19 protein-coding genes are annotated in these 21,408 nt (G+C 69.5%); 6 read left to right on the forward strand and 13 right to left on the reverse strand.

What is annotated here, in order from left to right; translation table 11 throughout:
• The first annotated feature begins 155 nt into the window (after positions 1 to 155).
• The 4 genes from QWI33_RS24840 (at position 156) to QWI33_RS24855 (ending at position 4,412) form a co-directional block, all read left to right on the forward strand.
• Entirely contained in the window at positions 156 to 1,958 is a 1,803-nt protein-coding gene (locus tag QWI33_RS24840; protein WP_353895553.1) for a phosphoenolpyruvate carboxykinase (GTP), read from the forward strand.
• 248 nt (positions 1,959 to 2,206) lie between these two features.
• Positions 2,207 to 2,974 (forward strand): isoprenyl transferase, encoded by a 768-nt coding sequence (locus tag QWI33_RS24845; protein WP_289959537.1) that lies wholly within the window; start codon positions 2,207 to 2,209, stop codon positions 2,972 to 2,974.
• A gap of 116 nt (positions 2,975 to 3,090) precedes the next feature.
• Positions 3,091 to 3,642: an RNA polymerase sigma factor gene (locus QWI33_RS24850; protein ID WP_289959538.1), complete on the forward strand. Its 552-nt coding sequence runs from the start codon at positions 3,091 to 3,093 to the stop codon at positions 3,640 to 3,642.
• Positions 3,639 to 4,412: a hypothetical protein gene (locus QWI33_RS24855; RefSeq protein WP_289959539.1), complete on the forward strand. Its 774-nt coding sequence runs from the start codon at positions 3,639 to 3,641 to the stop codon at positions 4,410 to 4,412. Before QWI33_RS24850 ends, QWI33_RS24855 begins: the two co-directional genes overlap by 4 nt.
• Positions 4,413 to 4,470: 58 nt before the next feature.
• Here QWI33_RS24855 and QWI33_RS24860 read toward each other — a convergent pair whose 3' ends face one another.
• The 10 genes from QWI33_RS24860 to QWI33_RS24905 all read right to left on the reverse strand — a co-directional run bounded on the left by QWI33_RS24860 (position 4,471) and on the right by QWI33_RS24905 (position 15,392).
• Positions 4,471 to 5,025 (reverse strand): isochorismatase family protein, encoded by a 555-nt coding sequence (locus QWI33_RS24860; protein WP_289959540.1) that lies wholly within the window; start codon positions 5,023 to 5,025, stop codon positions 4,471 to 4,473.
• A gap of 122 nt (positions 5,026 to 5,147) precedes the next feature.
• Positions 5,148 to 6,824, reverse strand: coding sequence for an aa3-type cytochrome oxidase subunit I (gene ctaD, locus QWI33_RS24865; protein WP_289959541.1), 1,677 nt, complete (start codon positions 6,822 to 6,824; stop codon positions 5,148 to 5,150).
• A 225-nt stretch (positions 6,825 to 7,049) separates the two neighbouring features.
• Positions 7,050 to 7,454: a roadblock/LC7 domain-containing protein gene (locus QWI33_RS24870; RefSeq protein WP_205324330.1), complete on the reverse strand. Its 405-nt coding sequence runs from the start codon at positions 7,452 to 7,454 to the stop codon at positions 7,050 to 7,052.
• A gap of 11 nt (positions 7,455 to 7,465) precedes the next feature.
• Entirely contained in the window at positions 7,466 to 9,919 is a 2,454-nt protein-coding gene (locus QWI33_RS24875) for an ATP-binding protein (RefSeq protein WP_289959542.1), read from the reverse strand.
• Positions 9,920 to 10,027: 108 nt separating this feature from the next.
• Positions 10,028 to 11,371: a TrkH family potassium uptake protein gene (locus tag QWI33_RS24880; RefSeq protein WP_289959543.1), complete on the reverse strand. Its 1,344-nt coding sequence runs from the start codon at positions 11,369 to 11,371 to the stop codon at positions 10,028 to 10,030.
• Between the two features lies 1 nt (position 11,372).
• Positions 11,373 to 12,053, reverse strand: coding sequence for a potassium channel family protein (locus tag QWI33_RS24885; RefSeq protein WP_289959544.1), 681 nt, complete (start codon positions 12,051 to 12,053; stop codon positions 11,373 to 11,375).
• A 220-nt stretch (positions 12,054 to 12,273) separates the two neighbouring features.
• Positions 12,274 to 13,101, reverse strand: a complete 828-nt coding sequence (gene ehuA, locus QWI33_RS24890; protein WP_289959545.1) for an ectoine/hydroxyectoine ABC transporter ATP-binding protein EhuA — start codon at positions 13,099 to 13,101, stop codon at positions 12,274 to 12,276.
• The gene (locus QWI33_RS24895; protein ID WP_289959546.1) at positions 13,082 to 13,750 is read right to left on the reverse strand and encodes an amino acid ABC transporter permease; all 669 of its coding nucleotides are present in this window, start codon (positions 13,748 to 13,750) and stop codon (positions 13,082 to 13,084) included. Before QWI33_RS24895 ends, ehuA begins: the two co-directional genes overlap by 20 nt.
• Positions 13,750 to 14,475 (reverse strand): ectoine/hydroxyectoine ABC transporter permease subunit EhuC, encoded by a 726-nt coding sequence (gene ehuC, locus QWI33_RS24900; RefSeq protein ID WP_289959547.1) that lies wholly within the window; start codon positions 14,473 to 14,475, stop codon positions 13,750 to 13,752. Before ehuC ends, QWI33_RS24895 begins: the two co-directional genes overlap by 1 nt.
• A gap of 8 nt (positions 14,476 to 14,483) precedes the next feature.
• Positions 14,484 to 15,392: a transporter substrate-binding domain-containing protein gene (locus tag QWI33_RS24905; protein ID WP_289959548.1), complete on the reverse strand. Its 909-nt coding sequence runs from the start codon at positions 15,390 to 15,392 to the stop codon at positions 14,484 to 14,486.
• 200 nt (positions 15,393 to 15,592) lie between these two features.
• Here QWI33_RS24905 and QWI33_RS24910 point away from each other — a divergent pair, with 200 nt between their 5' ends.
• On the forward strand, positions 15,593 to 16,396 hold the full coding sequence (locus tag QWI33_RS24910; protein WP_289959549.1) for a GntR family transcriptional regulator: 804 nt from the start codon (positions 15,593 to 15,595) through the stop codon (positions 16,394 to 16,396).
• A 182-nt stretch (positions 16,397 to 16,578) separates the two neighbouring features.
• Positions 16,579 to 17,346, forward strand: a complete 768-nt coding sequence (locus tag QWI33_RS24915) for an SGNH/GDSL hydrolase family protein (protein ID WP_289959550.1) — start codon at positions 16,579 to 16,581, stop codon at positions 17,344 to 17,346.
• Between the two features lie 61 nt (positions 17,347 to 17,407).
• Here QWI33_RS24915 and QWI33_RS24920 read toward each other — a convergent pair whose 3' ends face one another.
• The 3 genes from QWI33_RS24920 to eccD form a co-directional block, all read right to left on the reverse strand.
• A complete protein-coding gene (locus tag QWI33_RS24920; RefSeq protein ID WP_289959551.1) occupies positions 17,408 to 18,205 on the reverse strand; it encodes an Rv0361 family membrane protein in 798 nt (265 codons plus the stop codon).
• A 137-nt stretch (positions 18,206 to 18,342) separates the two neighbouring features.
• Complete coding sequence (gene eccB / locus QWI33_RS24925; RefSeq protein WP_289959552.1) at positions 18,343 to 19,944, reverse strand: type VII secretion protein EccB; 1,602 nt, start codon at positions 19,942 to 19,944, stop codon at positions 18,343 to 18,345.
• 39 nt (positions 19,945 to 19,983) lie between these two features.
• Complete coding sequence (eccD, locus tag QWI33_RS24930; RefSeq protein ID WP_289959554.1) at positions 19,984 to 21,387, reverse strand: type VII secretion integral membrane protein EccD; 1,404 nt, start codon at positions 21,385 to 21,387, stop codon at positions 19,984 to 19,986.
• Positions 21,388 to 21,408 lie beyond the last annotated feature (21 nt).

Raw genomic sequence — 21,408 nt, forward strand, 5'->3', positions numbered from 1 at the left:
CCGGCCCCGACCGGAGCGACCAGCTCCGGCCCTGAGGCACGGCCCGTCGCCGGCCGCCACGAGCGGCAGCGCGCACCGTGCATGAGCACAGCATTGAAGGAGCCACCGTGAGCATCGAAGTCTCCACCGCCAGCGTCGTCGACAGCACCGCCTCGATCGGACTCACCGATCCGCCCACGCGCCACCACAGGCTGCTCGCCTGGGTCGGCGAGGTGGCCGAGCTGACCGACCCCGACCAGATCGTGTGGTGCGACGGCAGCCCCGCCGAATGGGAGCGCCTGACCGCCGAACTCGTCGCCTTCGGGACGCTCGAACCGGTCCCCGCGAAGCCCGACTCGTTCCTGGCCCGCACCGACCCGAACGACGTCGCGCGCGTCGAAGAGCGCACCTTCATCTGCTCCACCGACCCCGAGGACGCCGGGCCCACCAACAACTGGACCGCGCCCGACTACATGCGCGAGACCATGACCGGCCTCTACCGCGGCTCGATGCGCGGGCGCACCATGTACGTCGTCCCGTTCTGCATGGGCTCGCTCGACGCCGAGAAGCCGATGTTCGGCGTGGAACTCACCGACTCCGCCTACGTCGCGGTCTCGATGCACATCATGACCCGCATGGGCACCAAGGTGCTCGAGGCGATGGGCCGGGACGCCGACTTCGTCAAGTGCCTCCACTCCGTCGGGGCGCCGCTCGCGCCCGGCCAGACCGACGTCGCCTGGCCCTGCAACTCCACGAAGTACATCTCGCACTTCCCCGAGGACCGCGAGATCTGGTCCTACGGCTCCGGCTACGGCGGCAACTCGCTGCTGGGCAAGAAGTGCTACGCCCTGCGCATCGGCTCCGCGATGGGCCGCGACGAGGGCTGGCTCGCCGAGCACATGCTCATCCTGCGCCTGACCAGCCCGGAGGGGAAGGTCTACCACGTGACCGGCGCGTTCCCCTCCGCGTGCGGCAAGACCAACCTCGCGATGCTCGAGCCGACCATCCCGGGCTGGAAGGTCGAGACCCTCGGCGACGACATCGCCTGGCTGCGCTTCGGCGAGGACGGGCGCCTGTGGGCCTCCAACCCCGAGTACGGCTTCTTCGGCGTCGCACCCGGCACCGACTACAGGACCAACCCGAACGCCATGCGCACCATCGAGAAGGGCCACACGCTCTTCACGAACGTCGCGCTCACCGACGACGGCGACGTGTGGTGGGAGGGCATGGGCGAGGCGCCCGAGCACCTCATCGACTGGAAGGGCGAGGACTGGACCCCGAACTCCGAGGAGCCCTCCAGCCACCCCAACAGCCGGTTCTGCACGCCCATCAAGCAGTGCCCGGTGCTCGCACCGCAGTACGACGACCCCCGCGGCGTCCCGATCGACGCGATCCTCTTCGGCGGCCGCCGCGCCACCACCATCCCGCTCGTCACGCAGGCCCGCGACTGGGCCCACGGCGTGTACATGGGCGCGACCCTCTCCTCGGAGACCACCGCCGCCGCGGTCGGCCAGGTCGGCGTCGTACGCCGCGACCCCATGGCGATGCTGCCGTTCATCGGGTACAACGCCGCCGACTACTTCGGCCACTGGATCGACATGGGCAAGTCCGCCGTCAGCGAGGACCTCCTGCCCGAGGTCTTCTACGTGAACTGGTTCCGCCGCAGCGAGGACGGCCGCTTCCTGTGGCCCGGCTTCGGCGAGAACGCCCGCGTCCTCAAGTGGGTCGTCGAGCGCCTCGAAGGCCGCGGCGCGGCCGTCGAGACCCCGATCGGGTACTGCCCGACCCCGGAGGCCGTCGACGTGACCGGTCTCGACATGAGCGAGGACGACCTCAAGGCCGCCCTCGAGGTCGACCCGGAAGAGTGGGCCGCCGAGATCCCGCTGGTCGAAAGCTGGTTCGCGCGCTTCGGCGACCGGCTCCCGACCGTGCTCTGGAGCGAGCTCGACGCGCTCAAGCAACGCCTCGACCTGCAGTAGGCCCGACTTCCATCGCCCGCGTGCTCCCAGCACGCGGGCGATGGCGCGCCCGCACCCCAGCACCCCGCGCGGTCTCCGCGGCGATGCCGCCGAGCCCGGAGCGCCGTCCTGCGGGCAGCCGACGGCCTCCGCAAGGAGGCCCGCAGGCCGCGAAACCGGCCGCCGCAACGAGGCCGGCGAGCCGCGAAACCGGCCTCCATGGCGAAGCTCGCGAGCCGTGAATTTGGCAGAGCCTACAATTGCCGGTTGTGGCGATCTCGAACCTGCTTTACCGGATCTACGAGCGTCGGCTCGCGCGCGAGCTGACCGGCCAGCCGCTGCCCCGGCACATCGGTGTCATGGTCGACGGCAACCGTCGCTGGGCCCGCGACATGGGCCTGACCGACCCCAACGACGGCCACCGGGCCGGCGCCAAGCACATCGAGCGCTTCCTCGGCTGGTGCGAAGAGCTGGGCGTCGAGCACGTCACGATCTGGCTCCTCTCCACCGAGAACCTCTCGCGCCCCAAGGAGCAGCTCGACCCCCTCCTCGACATCATCGACGAACTCGCCGGCGAGCTCGCCGAGGACGACCAGCCCTGGCAGCTGCGCATGGTCGGCGCCCTCGACCTCCTCCCCGAGGAGCACCAGGCCGCCCTCAAACGCGCCCAGCAGCGCACCGCCGACAAGCGCGGCATGCAGGTCAACCTCGCCGTCTGCTACGGCGGCCAGCGCGAGATCGCCGACGCCGTGCGCTCCTTCATCCTCGAACAGGCCGCCCACGGCGCCAGCCTCGAGGAGGTCGCCGAGTCCATCGACGCCGACTCGATCGCCCGCCACCTGTACATGACCGGCCAGCCCGACCCGGACCTGGTGATCCGCACCAGCGGCGAGCAACGGATCTCCGGGTTCCTGCTGTGGCAGTCGGCCTACTCGGAGTTCTACTTCTGCGACTCGAACTGGCCCGACTTCCGGCGGGTCGACTTCCTGCGCGCGGTGCGCTCCTTCGCGATCCGCGACCGCCGCTACGGCAAGTAGTCCCGGTTTCACCCGAAAAAACTTCTCGAGGCGCTGCGTCATTCCGGCCGGTTCCTTCGTGTGGGGAGTGCGATCAAACCGACTGCACGTCAACCTCCCTGGAATCGAGGAACCGGATGACTGCGAGCCCCATGGTGCAACAGTCCACTGTGTCCCATGTAACGTCCGCGGACCGCGCGGACTTCGACGGCTTCTACGCCGCGAACGCCGCCCAGATCACCGCGCAGATCCGCGCCTACGTCGGTGACCTCGCCGAGGCCGAGGACCTGGTCGCGGAGGCGTTCTGCCGGGCGCTGGCCCGCTGGGGGGCGATCAGCGCCTACGACAACCCGGCGACCTGGGTGCGGCGGGTCGCGTGGAACCTGGCGACCTCGCGGCTGCGCCGCGCCGCCGTGCTGCGGCGGTTCCTGCGGTGGCAGCGGCCCGCGACCGCCGAAGGGCCCGGGCCCGACCGGCTCGACCTGGAGCAGGCGCTCTCGGAGCTGAACGAGCGCCACCGCAAGGCGGTCATCCTGCGCTACATGGCGGGCATGACCACCGCGGAGATCGCCGAGCAGGAGGGCGTCGCCGAGACGACCGTCCGCTCCTGGCTGACACGAGGCAAGGCGGCGCTCGCAGCGCGCCTGCGCATCGCCGACAACCCCGCCGAATTCGAGGAGAACCGATGAACGCCCCTCAACGCGACCCTTTGAGCGCCATGTTCGACCAGTACGCCGCCATCACCGCCGCCGAGTCCTCCCCGCCCTCCACCGGGCAGCTGCGGCGCCGGCTGCGCCGCCACCGCACCGCCCGCGTCGCCGCGGCCGGTGTGGCCGCCGCAGTGCTGGCCGTGCCGGGAGGCTGGGCGCTCCAGCAGGCCGGGGCGAGCGACCAGGGCCCCGGCCCGGCCGACGGCGGCCCGACCTCGGAGGTCAGCGAGGAGGCCGGCTGCGGATTCGAGCCGACGGACCCGCCGAGCGAGGACTGGCCCACCGACGAGGATCCCTCGGAGGAGCCGACCGGCACTGAGGAGTCGCCCAGCGAGGAGCCGACCGGCACTGAGGAGTCGCCCAGCGAGGAGCCGACCGGAAGCGGCGAGTCGCCCACCGAGGACGACGTCTCCGCGAGCGAGGAGCAGACCGACTACGGCACGGAGGAGGAGCCCTCCGAGGAGTCCCCCGGGGAGGCCACCGAGGCGCCCTCCGAGGAGTCCACGCCGTGCGGGGAACCGTCCGAAGGCACCCCTGGCGAGGAGCCCACCGGGGCCGAGGAGTCCGAGCCCGGCGACGAGCCGTCCGAAGCAGGGTCGGAGCCCGCCGAGGAGCCCTCCTGGTCCGAGGAGGAGCCCACGGAAACGGGTGAGGCGACCCCGTCTGAAGAGGAGCCCACCACCGGCTTCGACGAGGAGTCGGTGTCACCGTCCGAAGAGTGGTCCGCGTCCGAGGAGCCCACTTCCTAGGCGCCACCTGACGAGGCCCCCGCCGGCATCGCCCGCGGGGGCTTTGGCGCATGCGGGGTCAGGCGAGGGTCACGCCCGCCGCTTCGAGGTCCTTGAGGGCCTTGGCCTTCGTCTCCTCAGCCACGGCGGCGGTGTACTCCAGGAGCACCGTGGTGTCGAAGCCCTCGGTGACGGCGTCCAGTGCGGTGGCGCGGACGCAGTGGTCGGTGGCGATGCCGACGACGTCGACCGCGTCGACGCCGCGTTCGCGCAGCCATTCGGCCAGGCCCGTCTCGCCCGCCGAGCCCTCGAAGCCCGAGTACGCGGCCTCGTAGGCGCCCTTGTCGAACACGGCCTCGGCGACGGAGTGGTCGAAGTCGGGGTGGAAGCCCGCGCCGGCGGTGCCCACGACGCAGTGCGGGGGCCAGGAGTCGCGGAAGTCCGGTTCGGCCGAGAAGTGCAGGCCGGGGTCGATGTGCCAGTCGCGGGTCGCGACGATGTGGTCCCAGCGGCCCGGGGCGGAGCCGATGAGTTCGGTGACGGCCGATGCGACGGCGGCACCGCCCGCGACAGCGAGCGACCCGCCCTCACAGAAGTCGTTCTGGACGTCTACCACGATCAGTGCCCGGCTCATACTTCGATCCTAGTGACGCGGTCGCGGCAGTGGAAGTCCCGGTGGGCGCCTGGAGCCGAATTTCGCCCTGGAAACGGGGAAACCCGGAGCCGACCGGCTCCGGGTTTCCTCTCATGCGTGCTTTAGTGCCCCTTGACTTCCTTCACCAGGTGGCCCCACTTCTCGTCGAAGACGGGGCGCTCCGAGCGGATGCGCGGGAGGCGGTCGAAGTTGCGCAGCGGCGGCGGGCAGCTGGTCGCCCACTCGAGCGAGCCGCCGTAGCCCCACGGGTCGTTGGTCTCGACCACGCGGCCGGTCTTCCAGGACTTGAACAGGTTCCAGATGAACGGCAGGGTCGACAGGCCCAGGATGAACGCGCCCACGGTGGAGATCATGTTCAGCGTCGTGAAGCCGTCGGACTCCAGGTAGTCGGCGTACCGGCGGGGCATGCCCTCGGCGCCGAGCCAGTGCTGCACCAGGAACGTGGTGTGGAAGCCGATGAAGGTCAGCCAGAAGTGGACCTTGCCGAGCCGCTCGTCGTACATGCGGCCGGCGACCTTCGGGAACCAGAAGTAGACGCCGGCGTAGACGGCGAACACGATGGTGCCGAACAGGACGTAGTGGAAGTGCGCCACCACGAAGTACGAGTCGGAGACGTGGAAGTCCACCGGCGGGCTGGCGAGCAGGACGCCCGAGAGGCCGCCGAGGAGGAACGTGACCAGGAATCCGATGCTGAACAGCATCGGGGTCTCGAAGGTCAGCTGGCCCTTCCACATGGTGCCGATCCAGTTGAAGAACTTCACGCCGGTCGGGACCGCGATCAGGAAGGTCATCAGCGAGAAGAACGGCAGCATCACCGAACCGGTGGCGTACATGTGGTGGGCCCACACGGCCATCGACAGGCCCGCGATCGCCAGGGTCGCGGCGACCAGCGTCTTGTAGCCGAAGATCGGCTTGCGGCTGAACACCGGGAAGATCTCGGAGACGATGCCGAAGAACGGCAGCGCCACGATGTACACCTCGGGGTGCCCGAAGAACCAGAACAGGTGCTGCCACAGGATCGCGCCGCCGGTCTCGGAGTCGAAGACGTGCGCGCCGAGCTGGCGGTCGGCCATGACGGCGAGGAGCGCGGCGAACAGGATCGGGAAGACCAGGATCACCAGGAGGCTCGTGATGAGGATGTTCCAGGTGAAGATCGGCATGCGGAACATGAGCATGCCCGGGGCGCGCATCGTGATGATCGTGGTGATCATGTTGACCGCGCCGAGGATGGTGCCGATACCCGAGATGGACAGGCCCACGAACCACATGTCCGCGCCGATGCCCGGCGAGTTGACCGCGTTCGACAGCGGCTGGTAGGCGAACCAGCCGAAGGAGGCCGCGCCGCCGGGGGTGATGAACCCGGAGACCGCGAGGATCGAGCCCAGCAGGTACAGCCAGTACGCGAAGGCGTTGAGCCGCGGGAACGCCACGTCGGGCGCGCCGATCTGCAAGGGCACCAGGTAGTTGCCGAACGCGAACACGATGGGCGTCGCGAACATGAGCAGCATGATGGTGCCGTGCATCGTGAACAGCTGGTTGAACTGCTCGGACGAGACGATCTGGAGGCCGGGCCGGAACAGCTCGGCGCGGATCAGGAGGGCGAGGACGCCGCCGATCGCGAAGAACGCGAAGGACGTCACGAAGTAGAGCAGACCGATCTGCTTCGCGTCCGTCGTGCGGAGCGTGCGGGCGAGCCAGGAACCGTTGGGCTCCCGGCGTACCGGCCAGGGGCGCGCGACGATAGGCGTTGGCTCAAGCTTCGGCTCAACCGTGGTCACCTGTGGGCCTCCATGATTCATTTCCAGGTAGCGAAACGCAGCATAGCCCCGGGAAGGGCCGCCGATGCGGAGGGGGATTGCACTAGCGGCGTGGCGGAGCGTGACCGCATGCCGTGTGCACCGTGGTTCCCGCAGGTCGCGTCAGCGACCGGCAGGTCGGGGGGAGTGGCGCCCGCGGGTCGCCGGATCGGGCCGGCGCCCGCGGGTGAGCAATCTCCTACAGGATCACAAGCTGCCGCGGGCGTCGGGCTCGAGCGCGGCGTAGACCCGCTTGACCAGCAGGGCGGTCTCGTAGCCGACCTGGCCGAGGTCGCAGCCGGCGTTGGCGAGCACGGCGAGCTGGGCACGGTCGCCGACGGCCATGAGCAGCAGCACGCCCTCGTCCATGTCGATGACGGACTGGCGGATGCGGCCGGCGTCGAGGACCTTCGCCGCCCCCGTCGTCAGGCTCGCGAGCCCCGAGGTGATGGCGGCGAGCTGGTCGGCCCGGTCGGTCGACAGGCCGCGCGAGGCGGCGATGGCGAGTCCGTCGACGGAGACCGTGAGCGCCTCTGACACGTCCGGGACCTTCTCCACGAAGGAGGTCAGGAGCCAGTCGAGTTCACCGACGTTCTTGTCCTTGTTGTCCATCTCGCTGCTTTCTATTGGCGTTGTTCGTGCGCGGCGGCCGCCGCGATGCCGGAGGCGAAACCGGCGAGCCGGTCCCTGATCTCGGCAGGGTCGAGGTCGGTTCCGCCGCCGCCCGAACGCGAGCTGGGGACGGAACCGGGGAGCAGCCGGGAACCAGGAGCGCGGCGGGGCAGTTCCGCGCCGTTGACCCTGCCGGAGGTTTCGAGTGCTCGGTTCACCTTCCTGAAGGTAACATCCAGCGTCTCGGGCGCAGGCCCCGCAGGGGCGTGGGATCCGTTCCCGCCGTTGCGCGCCGCCGGGCCCGGCGAACCCTGCGCGCCGTAGTTGTTCCCGGCCACAGGCAGCGGTTCGGGGGCGGAGCCGGCGCGGCGCGGACGCGGCACGATCGGCTCGACGGCGCCCGGCGCGCCCGTCTCGGCGCCCGTCCCGGTCACCGGCAGGTTCGCGGCGCGGGCCGACAGCGCCAGCTGCGCGGCCGTGCCCCGGTCCGCCGGAGAGAGCCCCACGGGGTCCTCGGCGTGCGCGCTCGAGGGGATGCGCACCAGCGCCAGCGTGCCCTTGCCCATCGTGGAGTGGAGCTGGACGCTGATCGAGTGCTCGGCGGCGAGCCGCCCCACCACCAGGAGGCCCATGGTCGCGGTGAGCTCGGAGTTCAGCTGCGTCGGCTCGGCGAGGCGGCGGTTGATCGCGGCCATCGGCTCGGGGGCCAGGCCGATGCCGTCGTCGGCGATCGAGATGACGATCTCCGAGCCCGAGCGGCGCGAGGTGACCCGCACCGACTGCGTCGGCGGCGAGTACGACGCGGCGTTGTCGAGCAGCTCCGCGAGGATGCGCACGAGGTCGCCGGCGGGCTTGGTCTCCAGCCGGACCGCGACCTGGTTCTCGACCACGACGCGCCCGGCGTCCTCGATCTCGGCCACGGCGTCGCGGATGATCGCCTCGAGCCCGGCCGGGTGGTTGTAGCGGCGCTGCGGGTCGCCGCCGGCGAGCAGGAGCAGGTTCTCCTCGTTGCGGCGCATGCGCGCGAGCAGGTGGTAGACGCTGCGCCACTCGTCGGGGATCGACGACGCGGCGGTGCCCTCGACGAGGGCCTCCATGACCTGCTGCTGGCGGCGGATGAGGCTCTGGCCGCGGCGGGCGAGGGTCTTCATCATCGCCTCGACGTCGATGCGCAGCAGGGCCTGGTTCGCGGTCTGGCGCAGCGCCTGGTGGTGGGCGGCGCTGAAGGCCTCGGCCAGGCTGTCGAGCTCGTCGGCGTACCGCGAGTCGGTCTGCAGCACCGTCTGCTGCTTCGCGGCCTGCAGCAGCCGGTCGACCTCGTTCGCGTTGGCGGCCTGGGACACCGCGGCCACCGTCTTCGGCAGCGTGTCGTACGCGGCGGTCAGGGTCGCCTCGCGGACGCCGTCGACGCGCAGGCTGATCCGGCGCGCCAGCATCGCCGCGGAGATGATCGAGGTCAGCGCCAGCACGAGCACCAGCGCGAACGTGGTGAGCAGGGTGCGCGAGGCGGCCTCGCGCATGCGGTTCACGTCCTCGCCCAGGAAGGCCAGCACCGAGACCTGGGTCGTGTCCAGGGATGCGACGACCGCGCCCTGCGCCGCCATGAAGTCGGTGGGGGAGATCGTGGGGATGTTGCCGCGCAGGTAGACGCTCATCGCGGTCCGGGCGTCCTTGGCGTCCTGGGACTCCATGGCCGCCTTGTAGACCGAGGCGGTCTCGTTCGAGGCGTTGGCCCGGAACTCGGTGATCTGCTGGTCGAACTTGCCTGAGAGGCTCGCGACCTGCCCGAGCGCCTCGCGGTCGACCAGGCCCGTGCCCTCGGACTCCAGGAGCGCGAGGTCGGCGGCGACGGTGAACTGGATCTCGGCGGCGATGCGCCCGGCCTGCATGACCGCGGCGAGGGAGTCCAGGTGCGCGGAGATCTCGGAGTCGTCGACGAGGCGGGGCAGGATCGACGCGATCCCCACGATGTGGTCGGCGAGGTCGCGGTAGACCTGGATGCCTTCCGCCACTTCGTCATCGGTGTAGACGGCGTCGCCGGTGTACATCTCGTCGAACGCGAGCCTGGCGGTGCCGAGCTCGTCGACCTTCGCGAACAGGTTGTCCATGTCGTTGGCGAGCTCGGGGAAGCGGGTCACCGCCGCGTCCGAGGCGCCCCGCAGCGCGTCGAAGGCCTCGTCGGTCTCGCGGCGGGCCACCGCGGAGTCGAACTGGCCGCCGCCGCCGTTGACCACGGCCATCACGACCGGGCCGATCTCGGCCTGATGCTGGTCCAGGGTCTTGTTCAGGCTCTCCGAGAGCTCGGCGAGGACCTCGGCGTCGGTGGCGTTCTGGTAGGAGTCCCACACCGTCACCGTCTGGAACAGCCCGAGCACCAGCATCCCCATGAGCGCCGCCGCGATCGGCAGCATCAACTGCATCCGAATCGGGAGGCGACTGGTGCGCTGCCGGCTTTTACGAGCCATCGAGGGGCGTCCTTTCTGAGGGGCGAAAGCGCTGCGGCGTGCTGCTGACCATCTTTGCTTGTGCTTTCAGGGCTGTATGAGGCAGGGGTCACTCCGCAGGTCGGCCGTTCAGCCCACGAGCGGCCGTCCTTCCGGGTATCGGTACAGGCGGTGGCGGGAGCGGAGGGCGAGGGACGCGGCGAACAGTACCGGCCCGATGCGCCCGGTGTACATGGCGATCGCCAAGAGCCACTTGGACGGCTCGGACAGGTCGTACGTGACGCCGGTGGACTGGCCGAGGGTCGCGAGCGCGCTCGTCACCTCGAACATGATCGACATCAGGTCCAGGTTCGGCTCGAACCGCTGCATGAGGAACACGCCGAAGGCGTTGCAGGCCACGTACACCAGCGCCACCGTGAGCGCCTCGCGGATCACCGAGGGGTTGATGCGGTGCCGGAAGGCCGTGACGTCGGGCTCGCCGCGCACCTCCGCCCAGATGACCAGGAGCAGCACGAAGAACGTGCCCACCTTGATGCCGCCGGCGGTCGAGGCGGAGCCGCCGCCGATGAACATGAGGATGATCGAGGCGAGCTGCGAGTCCTGGTTCATCGCGCCGATGTCGACCGAGTTCAGGCCCGCCGCGCGCACCATCGAGGTCTGGAAGAAGGCCGGCAGGATCCGGTCGTACCAGGGCCACTGCCCGAACGTGGCCGGGTTCGACCACTCGAACACGAGGAACGCGATCCAGCCGCCGACGAGCAGGAACGCCGAGCCGACCAGGGTGATCTTGGTGTGCACCGACCACTGCTTGCGGCCCCACTTGCGGCGCGTGACCTCGAAGATCACGGGCATGCCGAGGCCGCCGATGATGGTCGACAGGCACAGGGGCAGGCAGATCCACCAGTCGGTCGCGTAGCTCATGAACGAGTCCGAGAACAGCGCGAACCCGGCGCTGTTGAACGCGCTGACGGCGTGGAAGATCCCGTACCAGACCGCGTCGCCGAGCCCGAACCCGTAGGTGGAGAAGCGGATCGCGAGGACCAGCGCGGTGGCGGCCTCGACGACGAGCGAGAGCGCCACGGTCCGCAGGAGCACGGCCTTGACGTCCCCGAGGCTCAGCGCCCGGCTGATCTCGGTCTGCGTCATCAGCTTCGTGCGCAGGCCCAGCTTGTTCGACACGAGCAGCCCGACGAGGACGGCGCTGGTCATGATGCCCAGGCCGCCGACCTGGAAGAGCAGCATGATGACGAACTGCCCGAACCAGCTCCAGTGGAAGGGCGTGTCGACCACGGCGAGGCCGGTCACCGACACCGCGGAGGTGGCGGTGAAGAACGCGTCGGTGAAGTGCGTGACGTCGTTCTCCAGATGCGCGAGCGGCAGCATGAGGAGCAGCGTCCCGGCCATGATCGTGGCCAGGAAGATCAGCGGGATGAGCCGGGCGGGGTGGCGGAAGAAGGCCTGGACGCGGGTCATGTCAGGTCGTGGAGGCGAAGTGCTCGACCCTCGTGGTGGCACCGGAGACGATGAGGGTGTCCCCTTCGGCGATCACGGTGTCGGGTGTGGCGTAGGTGAAGTCCTCGCCGGGCTGCTTGACGCCGACGACGGTGACCCCGTACTTGCTGCGGAGCTTCGACTCGCCGAGGGTCTTCCCGACGGCCTCGGTGGGGGCCTTGGTCTTGACGATCGCGAAGCCGTCGTCGAACTCGATGAAGTCGAGCATCTTGCCGCTCACCAGGTGCGCGACCCGCTCGCCCATCGCCGCCTCGGGGTAGACCACGTGGTGGGCGCCGGTGCGGTGGAGGATCTGGCCGTGCTTGGCGTTGATGGCCTTGGCCCAGATCTCGCGGACCCCGACCTCCTCGCAGGCCAGCACGGTGAGGACGCTCGCCTCGATGTCGGTGCCGATCGCGACCACGACGTGGTCGAACTCGCCGATGCCGAGCTGGTTGAGCACCGTCGACTCGGTGGAGTCGGCCTGCACCACGTGGGTGAGGGTCTCCGAGGCGCGCTGCACGATCTCGGGGCGCTCGTCGATCGCGAGGACTTCGTGGCCGAGCCGTGTGAGGGACTCGGCGACCGCGGACCCGAAGCGGCCCAGGCCGATCACGGCCACGGTCTCCTCTACGGTGCTTTCGCCCTTGCCGAACAGGTTCATCGGATCGCTTCCTCAGTAGGTGCTGACACGCTGTCTGATTCTGCCACCCGCCCCGAGCGGCGGCGGTCCGTACCCGCGGCGGGCCGCGACGACGCGTCCACATCGGCGGTCCACTTCGGATTCGAGGGCGAAAAAGAAGAGGGGGGCGGCCGATAACCCCTCATGGCCGCCCCCCTCGAACACCCCTAACACTCTCCAAGGATGGAGGAGAACCCCGAGTCTACTCCGCGAGCACGGCCCGGAGGAAGTCCTGCGTGCGCGCTTCTCGCGGATCGGAGAAGATTTCATCCGGGGCGCCCTCCTCCACGATCCGGCCGCGGTCGAACATCATCACCCGGTTCGAGACGTCCCGCGCGAAGCCCATCTCGTGCGTGACGATGAGCATCGTGATGCTGGTCGTGTCCGCGACGTCGCGCAGCACGCCCAGCACGTCGGCCACCAGCTCGGGGTCGAGCGCGCTGGTCACCTCGTCCAGCAGCAGGATGTCCGGGTCCATCGCCAGCGCCCGGGCGATCGCCACCCGCTGCTGCTGGCCGCCCGAGAGCTGCGACGGGTAGTTGTCCACCTTGGCCGAGAGCCCGACCAGCTCCAGCAGGTCGCGGGCCTTGGCCTCGGCCTCGTCCTTGGAGCGGCCGAGCGTGTGGACCTGCGCCTCGGTGACGTTGCGCAGCACCCGCATGTTCGGGAACAGGTTGAACGACTGGAAGACCATGCCGATCTTCTTGCGCGCCTGCCGCATGTGGCGCTCGTTCGCCACCACGAGCCTCCCGCCCTTCTCCATGTGGGACAAGGGCTTCCCATCGACCCAGATGACGCCGCCGTCGGCGGCCGGATCCTTGGGCGCGGTCACGTGCTCCAACGTCATGAGCAGCCGCAGGATCGTGGTCTTGCCCGATCCGGAGGGCCCGATGAGCGTCACGCGCTCGCCCGGGGCGACGTCGAAGCTCAACCCGTCCAGGACCTTGAGGTCCCCGAAGGACTTGTCGACGCGGTCGAAGCGAACACTGTACGGCGCTCCACGCTGGTCACTAGAAGTTGGACTTGGCAAGACGGTTCTCCAATCTCCGCGCCGCGACCGCCACCGGGTAGGAGGCGGCCAGGAACAGGATGCCTGCGATGGTGTAGCCCTCGACGGCGCCGTCGTAGTGCTGCCCTTGGTACTTCTGCGCTTGCGCGATCATCTCCAGGACGCCGATCACGAACAGGGTCGGCACCTCCTTGAACATGGCGATGATCCAGTTGGCGACGGCCGCGGCCGAGCGCCGCAGCATCTGCGGGAGCACGATCGCGCCCCACACGCGGTGGGTCGGCAGGCTCAGCGCCGTCGCGGCCTCCCACTGCCCCACCGGGATCGCCTCGATCCCGGCCCGGAACGACTCCATGGTGTAGGACGCGTAGTGCACGCCCAGCACCGCCGAGCCGACGGCGAACGCGCTCCACTCGGGGTTGACGTAGTAGCTCGTCGCGGTCCACACGAACAGCACCTGCACCAGCAGGGGCGTGTTCCGGATGAACTGGAAGACCCCCGAGAGGACCCGCCGCAGCCACGGCGGGCCGGTGCGGATGCCGACGGCCACCAGCAGCCCCAGGAGCACCGCGATGATCCCGGCGACCAGGGTGACCTGCAGGACGACGAGGAAGCCCTGCCACATCGCCGGGAAGATCTCGACGACGATCTCGCTGTTCCACTCGTTCATCAGGCCATGCCCTTCTCGGCGACGGCCGTGGTCAAGCGGCCCTTGACGGGCTTCGCGTCGATGCCCATGCCGCGCTTGGCCCGGCGTTCGAGCGCGCGCATCCCGGTCCAGATGAGCCAGGCGAGCACGAAGTAGACGACGAGGATGAGGCCGTAGTGCGGCAGCAGGTTCGCGCCGCCGTTCTGCCCGCCGATCAGACCGGCCATCGCCGTGAGGTCGGTGACGCTGATGAGCGACACGAGCGCGCTGGCCTTGAGCAGCATGATCGCGAAGGCGCACAGGGAGGGGATCATCTCGGGCCAGGCCTGGGGGAGGACCACGAGCCGGAGGCGCTGGAACGGGGTGAAGTTCACGGCCAGGCTCGCTTCGAGCTGGCCCGGGGGGACGGCGGCGATCGCGCCGCGCACGACCTCGGAGCAGTAGGCGCCGTAGTTGAGGCCGAGGGCGATGATGCCGGCGACGATCGCGTAGTCGAACTGGATGCCCAGGACCACCGGCATGGCGAAGGCGAACCAGAACAGCTGCACCACCACTGAGGAGCCGCGGAAGAACTCCACGAACGCCCGCGCGGGAGTGCGCACCGCGAGGTGCTTCGAGCTCGTCATGAGCCCCAGCGCGAACGCCACCACCAGGGCCAGGGCCGCCGAGGCCAGGGTGACCTGGACGGTGACCAGCAGCGGCTCCGCGTACCGGGGCAATGAGTCGACGACTGCTTGCAAGTCCATGGCGACTCCTACTGGTAGGTGTCCGGGCAGAGGTCCTCGGCGGTGAGCCCCTCCGGGTGGTTCTCCTCGACGGTGAACCCGTACTCGGACACCAGGCCCTCCCAGGCGGCCTTGTCGGCGAGGAGCTTCTCGAGCTCCTTGTTCACCGCGTCCCGGAAGCCGGTGTCGGCGGGCTGGAAGACCGCCGCGCCCGCGCCGATCATGTCCTCCCCGGAGTCGGGGTCCACGAGCCAGAAGCCCTCGGTGACCTCGACCTCGGGGTCGGCCTCGGCCGCGAGCCGGAGGTTCGCGCTGGTCAGCCCGATCGCGTCGCAGCGCCCGGACTTGAGTTCGAGGATGAGCCCGGACAGGTCGGCCTGGACGTTGATGCGCTCGGCGTCGAAGATCGCGTCCGCGACCTCCTGCTCGCTCGTGCCGTTCATGACGCCGATGACGCCGTCGGTCTCGGCCATGGCGTTGAGCGTGGTCCAGCCGCCCGGATTCCCGGCCCGGACCATGAGCGCGTCCGGCATGATGTAGTCCGGGTTCGCGAAGGCCACCGCGTCGCAGCGTTCGGGGGTCACGTACATGCCGGCGACGACCATGTCGTGGTTGGTGCCCAGGCCCGGGATGAGCGCATCCCACTCGGTGAGCTTCCATTCGATCTGATCGGCCTTGATGCCGAGCTTGTCCAGCAGGTACAGCTGGACCGCCACCGACTGGCCGGTGACCGACTCGTCGTCGGCGGTGTACGCGTACGGGGCCTCGTTGGCGTAGGCGATGCGGAGCTTGCCGCCGTCCTGGGCCTTCTCCAGCAGCCCGTTCCCATCGCCGCCGCCCTGGTCAGTGCGTGAACAGGCCGCCAGCGCGAAGGCCGCCGCCCCGGCGGCGGCCCCGCCGAGCAGATGGCGGCGGTTGAGGTGCATTCGGTTCGACACGTGGTCGCCTCCTGGTTCGGGGTCGGGTACGTTGCCGACACTAACGTTCTATTGTAAGTTTGTCGACAATACGATGATCGACGTTAGATAACAAAAAAGCAAGCATGTCGACGGGGGACGCAACCAGAGCTTGCACCGGAACGTGATGTACCGGCAGCGCTAAGATGCTGCCCAGAAGAGACAGAGGGGGAACAGCCAGAGTGTCGACGCGCAGCAGCGGATTGAGCGGGCTCACCAGCGCCCGCCAGGTGGGGCGCCTGGCCCCGGTGCGACGCACCTCGACGGTGGATCTCATCGCCGACCGGCTCCGCGACGCGGTCGTGGACGGGTCGCTCCCACCCGGGGCCGCCCTCGGCGAAGCCGAACTCGCCTTCCAACTCGGCGTCAGCCGCGGCCCGCTCCGCGAGGCCATGCAGCGGCTCACCGCCGAAGGCCTCCTCGTCATCCCGCGCCGCCGCGGCCTCGCCGTGCGCACCATGACCCCCGAAGACGTGCGCGACATCCACTGGCTGCGCGCCCGCATCGAACCCGAACTCGGCCGCCGCATCCTCGCCCGCCCGCTCGCCGAACGCAAGACCGTCCTCGCCGAACTCGGCACCGAGGTCAAGCGCATGCAGCGCGCCCTCAAGAAGAACGACGCCCGCGCCCTCGGCGACGCCTACCTCGACTTCCACCGCGGCCTCGCCGCCTGGGGCGGCTCGATCCGCCTCGCGCGCATGATGTCCACGCTCCTCATCGAGACGCGCCTGTGCACGTTCTCCATGTACGAGCACTTCGAGGTCGCCGTCGACCTCGTGCCCGAGCACGCCGCCTTCGTCGAGGCGCTGGCCGCCGAGGACGCCGAGCGGTTCAGCGACCTCATGTGCGCGCACCTCGACGCCGAGGTCCGGCGCCTCCTCTCCGAGCCCGAAGCGGCCACAGAGGACGACGCCGACCGGCTCCTGGCCGAGACCCCGGACGAGCCGCAGCCGCTCGACCGCCTCGACCTCCCCGAGGGCATCTGACCTGGCGCGCAGTCCGTTCCGCGACCCGTTGCCGCGCAAGTTGGAACGACGACTGTCAATATCCTGACAGTTCACGGTCCGTTGGTGGACCGTCCGTTACGAAACCTATATAAATAGGGCCCCGACCCCGGACAAAATTCGAGACGGAGCCCAAAATGTCATACCCCCGACGAATCTCCACAATGGCGGCGGCACTCCTCGCCGCCTTCGTGTCCGTCACGGCCCTCACCAGCGGTGCCGCCCAAGCGCAGACCCTCGAGTACGTCGCCCTCGGCGACTCCTACGCCTCCGGGGTCGGCACCCGCGACTACATCGACGACTCCGACTGCCGCCGCTCCGAGGCGGCCTACCCCTCGCTCCTCGCCGAGGCGATCGGCGCGGACCTCGAATTCGCCGCCTGCTCGGGCGCGAAGACCGGCGACGTCCTCGCCGGACAGCTCGGCGGGCTCTCCGCGAGCACCGACCTCGTCACGGTCACCATCGGCGGCAACGACACCGGCTGGGCCGGCGTGGTCCAACGGTGCGCCTACCCGTACCCGTGGACCTGCACCAAGGAGATCGACGCGGCCGAGGCCTTCGTCCGGGACGTGCTGCCCGGCAGGCTCCACGAGGTCTACGCCGCGATCGAGGCCGCTGCCCCGAACGCCGAGGTCATCGTGGTCGGCTACCCGCTCCTGTTCAACGGGGAGCAGTGCAACGTCGTCACCCGCATCAGCCCCGCCGAGCAGGCCGCGCTCAACGACGCCACCGACCTCCTCGGCGACGTGATCGGCACGGCCGCACGCAGCCACGGCTTCCGGTACGCCGACGTCCGCGCCGCCTTCGACGGCCACGCCGTCTGCGACGACGCCGAATGGATCAACGGCCTCTCCTACCCGATCATCGAGTCCTACCACCCCAACAAGGCCGGCCAGGCCGGCTACCTCGACGCCGTCGACGACCTCGTCTGAGTTGCGGCAAAAACGAAGGGCCCCACCGGAATCCGGTGGGGCCCCTTTCACGCTGTCGCCTTTAGGAGGGGATGACCCCGGCGGCGTCGCTGTCGCAGATGAGCCACTTGCCGTCTTCCTTCACCAGGTCGATGGTCATGGTCTCGTCGACCGGCGTGCTGCCGTAGTCGGGGATGGTGATCTCACCGGTCATGGCCACGTCGACGGTGGCGTCGTCGCCGTCGATCGCCTCGTTGCTGACCTCGTAGTCCATGGAGACCTCGACGCCCTCCATCAGGTCCTCGGTGCCGGCCATGTCCTCGCCGGTAGCGCCCTCGATGGCGGCGTCGATCTCGCCCTGGGACTCCGAGCACAGGAACGGACGCACGTCCTCGACAAGCGCTTCCAGGTCCGACATGCCGTTGGACTCGAAGGAGGAGACCGAGACGTCCATGTAGGCCTCGACGACCTCGGTGGGCGAGTCGCCGGCCCCCGGGCCGCTGCCGCCGAACGGGTTCATGACGAGCAGGACGATCGCGACGATGAGGACCACCGCGCCGGCGCCGACGCCGACGATGAGGCCGGTCTTCGACTTCTTCGGGGCCGGGGGCAGCGGGGGCTGGCCCCCGAAGCCGGGCTGCTGCGGGGCACCGTAACCGGGCTGCTGGCCGTACCCGGGCGGCGGGGTCTGGCCGTACCCGGGCTGCTGCGGCTGCTGGCCGTACCCGGGCTGCTGCCCGTATCCCGGCTGCGACTGCCCGTATCCGGGCTGCTGGCCGTACCCCGGCTGCTGGGGCTGCGACTGACCGTACCCCGGCTGCTGGCCGTAGGGCGGTTGCTGGTTCGGGTCGAACCCCGGCTGCTGGGGCGGGTAGGCCATGACGTGTCCTCGTTTGTCGGGAGTGGGTTGCGCCAGGTTAACACGCAGACGCCAACATCACCGCCCTCCGATCCGGCCGGAGAACGGACGACGCCGGAACCCACCAGGTCCCGGCGTCGCCCTCACGTGATGCGGCGTCAGCCGCCGCCGCCCTCTTCTTCCGCGGGGGCGGTCTCGTAGACCTGGATGTCCTCCGCGTTCGAGGACATCTGCTTCCGCGCCTCGAACGGATCGAGGTCCGGGCCCCGGGGGATCAGGTGGATCATCGTGTCCGGCACCGAGACCGGTTTGACTCCGCCGTAGCCGAGCATCGTCTGGGTCGTGTCGGTCTTGCCGTCGTCGGAGATGCCGTGGCGGACGCCCTGGTCGCTCACCATGTAGGTGATGCCCGAGATCGTCGCGCCCTGGTCGGTGCGGCTGTCGATCAGCGCCGCGGTGCCCTGCGGGAGCACCGTCTGCGCTTCCAGCCCTTCGACATCGGAGAAGATGCTGCCGTCCTCGAGGACCTCGACGGACTTCGCGTTGTCGGTGAGCGTCTCGGGGGCGGTCTCGTACATCGCCACCTGGATCACGGTCGACTCCACGTTCTGCTCGCGCGGATCGTAGACCGCGCACACCGCCGGGCGCTTGCCCTGGGAGCTCCACAGGCTTTCGCTCAGGTCTTCCTTCGGGTAGTTCCTGGGCTCGTACGCCGCTTGGCTGCCGAACTGCGACACCGTCGTCGGCTCCGCCTGCTGCGTGCTGCCGACGTGCTTCTGCAGCAGCTTCGCCATCGTGTCCGAGATCCGCGCGAACGTGTCGACGCCGTTCTCGTGGATGAGCACGTACTTGTCGCCGGCGGCCTCCACGGGCACCCCGTAGGTGAGGGTCCCGCCGCCGGAGGCCGGCACCTCGGACGGCTCCCCGAACTCGTCCCTGACCGGCGGCGCCATCGGAGAGGCGGCCGGGATCGTGTTGATCATGCTCTCGTTCAAGGCCATCGCGTCGCTGGTGAGCAAGCCCAAGTCGTCGATGAGGGTCTCGGCCGGGTACTCCTCGTCGTTGCCGATCTCGTACCGGGCGCCGTTCCACAGCAGGTAGTAGTCGGGCACTTCCTCGCTGTTGGGCTTGACCGTGGTCTTCGCCAGAATCCACTTGCCGTCGCCGAGCCACTCGGTCGGCTGGTCCATGTCCCCGACCACGAGCTGCGTCAGCTGGTAGTCGTCCGTGCCGCCGTCCTCGCGAGGCATGGAGCAGACGTTCCAGTTGATCTTCTGCAGCAGCTCCTTCTTGTCCGGCGGCTGCGAGGGAATCCCCTGGATGCCGATGGTGAAGGAGCCGCGGGGAATGCCCGCCAGCGAAGACGGCTTGAGGTCCTGGACCTCCGGCATCCCGGTCGAACCGGGCTTGGCCAGCAGCAGCGCCGACGTGTAGTTCGTGACCTGCCAGAGCCGGGCCGGGTCCTCCGGGGTGCCCTCCTTGCCGTCCTTCGTGATGTACACATAGACGGCGTTGGAGCCCTTGATGGTGATGATGTTGCCCTCGACCGGCAGCGCGTTCCCCTTGTTGAACAGGGTCGCGATGGCGAACCCGCCGAACACCAGCGCCAGCACCATCACCGAAGCGAAGATCGAGACGCCGATGCGCCGCAGCGGACGCTCGATCGAGTCGGGGTTGGCCAGCACCAGCGCCTGGTTCATGCGCGAGGTGATGAACTTGTGGGCCTCCACCTGTTCGCGGCGGGAGCGCATCTGGGCCATTCGGATTCGCCTCTCTCGGAGTCGAGGTCAGGGGTGGGGTCAGCCGCGCAGCGACAAGGCGATCGAGTACAGGTCGCAGACCCAGCCGACCAGCGGCAGGATCGACACGATGAGCAGCGCCTCGATGATGTCGAGGGCGCGGCCCCAGGTGGGGGCGATCTTCTTGCCCGCCACGGCGAGGCCGTAGACCATCGCGATGAGCGTCAGGAGCGTCAGCGCACCGAGGATGACCGTGAGTCGCACCAGGATGTTGTCCTCGCTGGCGACGAAGATCGCCGCGAGGGTCGCGGCGAGGCCGCCCATGCCGCCGGTGAGCATCACGATGCGGGCGGCGCGGTCCTCGACCGAGCGCGACCGGCTGAGCAGCACGAGCGACAGGATCGTGGAGAGGATGAGGCCGGGGATCTCGCCCGAGAACGCGAGCGCGATCGAGGAGACCAGGCTGACCACGGCCGCGAACGAGTACAGGGCCTCGAGGTAGTTGCCGGCGTGCTCGGAGAGCTTGAGGATCCGCTTGCCGTCGATGGCCTCGGCGTCGCCCTCCTTCAGCTCCTCCGTGGTCGTCGGCAGCTGCGGGGTGGGCACCATCGCCATGGACAGCGACAGGCTCGGCGCGAACGGCAGGATCACCAGCGCCAGCGGCGCGGCGATGCCGGCGGCCGTGGCGGCCGAGCCTTTCAGCGCCATCATCAGCGCCGTCGCGATGCCCAGTACCACCGCGCCGAGGATCGTCACGATGAACACCGGCGCCGACGCCATGTCGCCCACGGCGACCATGGCCAGGACGCTGAACAGCAGGATCGCCGAGGCCGCGATGAGCACGTGCGGGCCTTCGAGGTCGAACAGCCCCGTGTTCTCGGTGTCGGCGATGAGCAGGCCGCCGACGCCGGCGTAGAGCACGGCGGTGACGCCGAAGTACGTGGCCGCCCGCGAGTCGCCGACCGCGCGCGAGAGCAGCGCCGAGGCGCCGACCAGGATCGCCGCGACCGACAGGCCGACGATCGCCGAGGCGAGGTGGCCGGTCAGGAGGATCGCGATGGCGCCCACGGCCAGGGCCGCGGTGCCGACGCCGACGCTGAAGCGCTTGGTCGCCAGGTGGTCCCAGCGGTTGCCGCGCTGATCGGTGGCGGTGGCGATCGCGTCGATGATGTCGTCGAAGACCACCTCGGGCTTGGCGGCGTCGGCGGGGTTGAGGTACAGCATCTCGCCGTCGTTGATCCCCAGCTGGGAGCAGGAGTGACCGGTGTCGATCGCCTCCTCGCCCAGGCGGGTGAGGATCCAGCCGCCGTTGTCGCCGGCCTCGTCGATGTAGTACTCGCCGGCTTGGTGCAGGATCGTCGGCAGCAGGTCGGACAGGGGGACGTCTGAGGGCAGTGCGAGGTCGATCCTCGTGCGAGGACTGACGATCGTCACCCTTGAGAGAGTGGCCGACTTGGTGCTCACCGTGCGAACCTCCGGGTCGGG

The organism is Glycomyces tritici, from assembly GCF_030403505.1.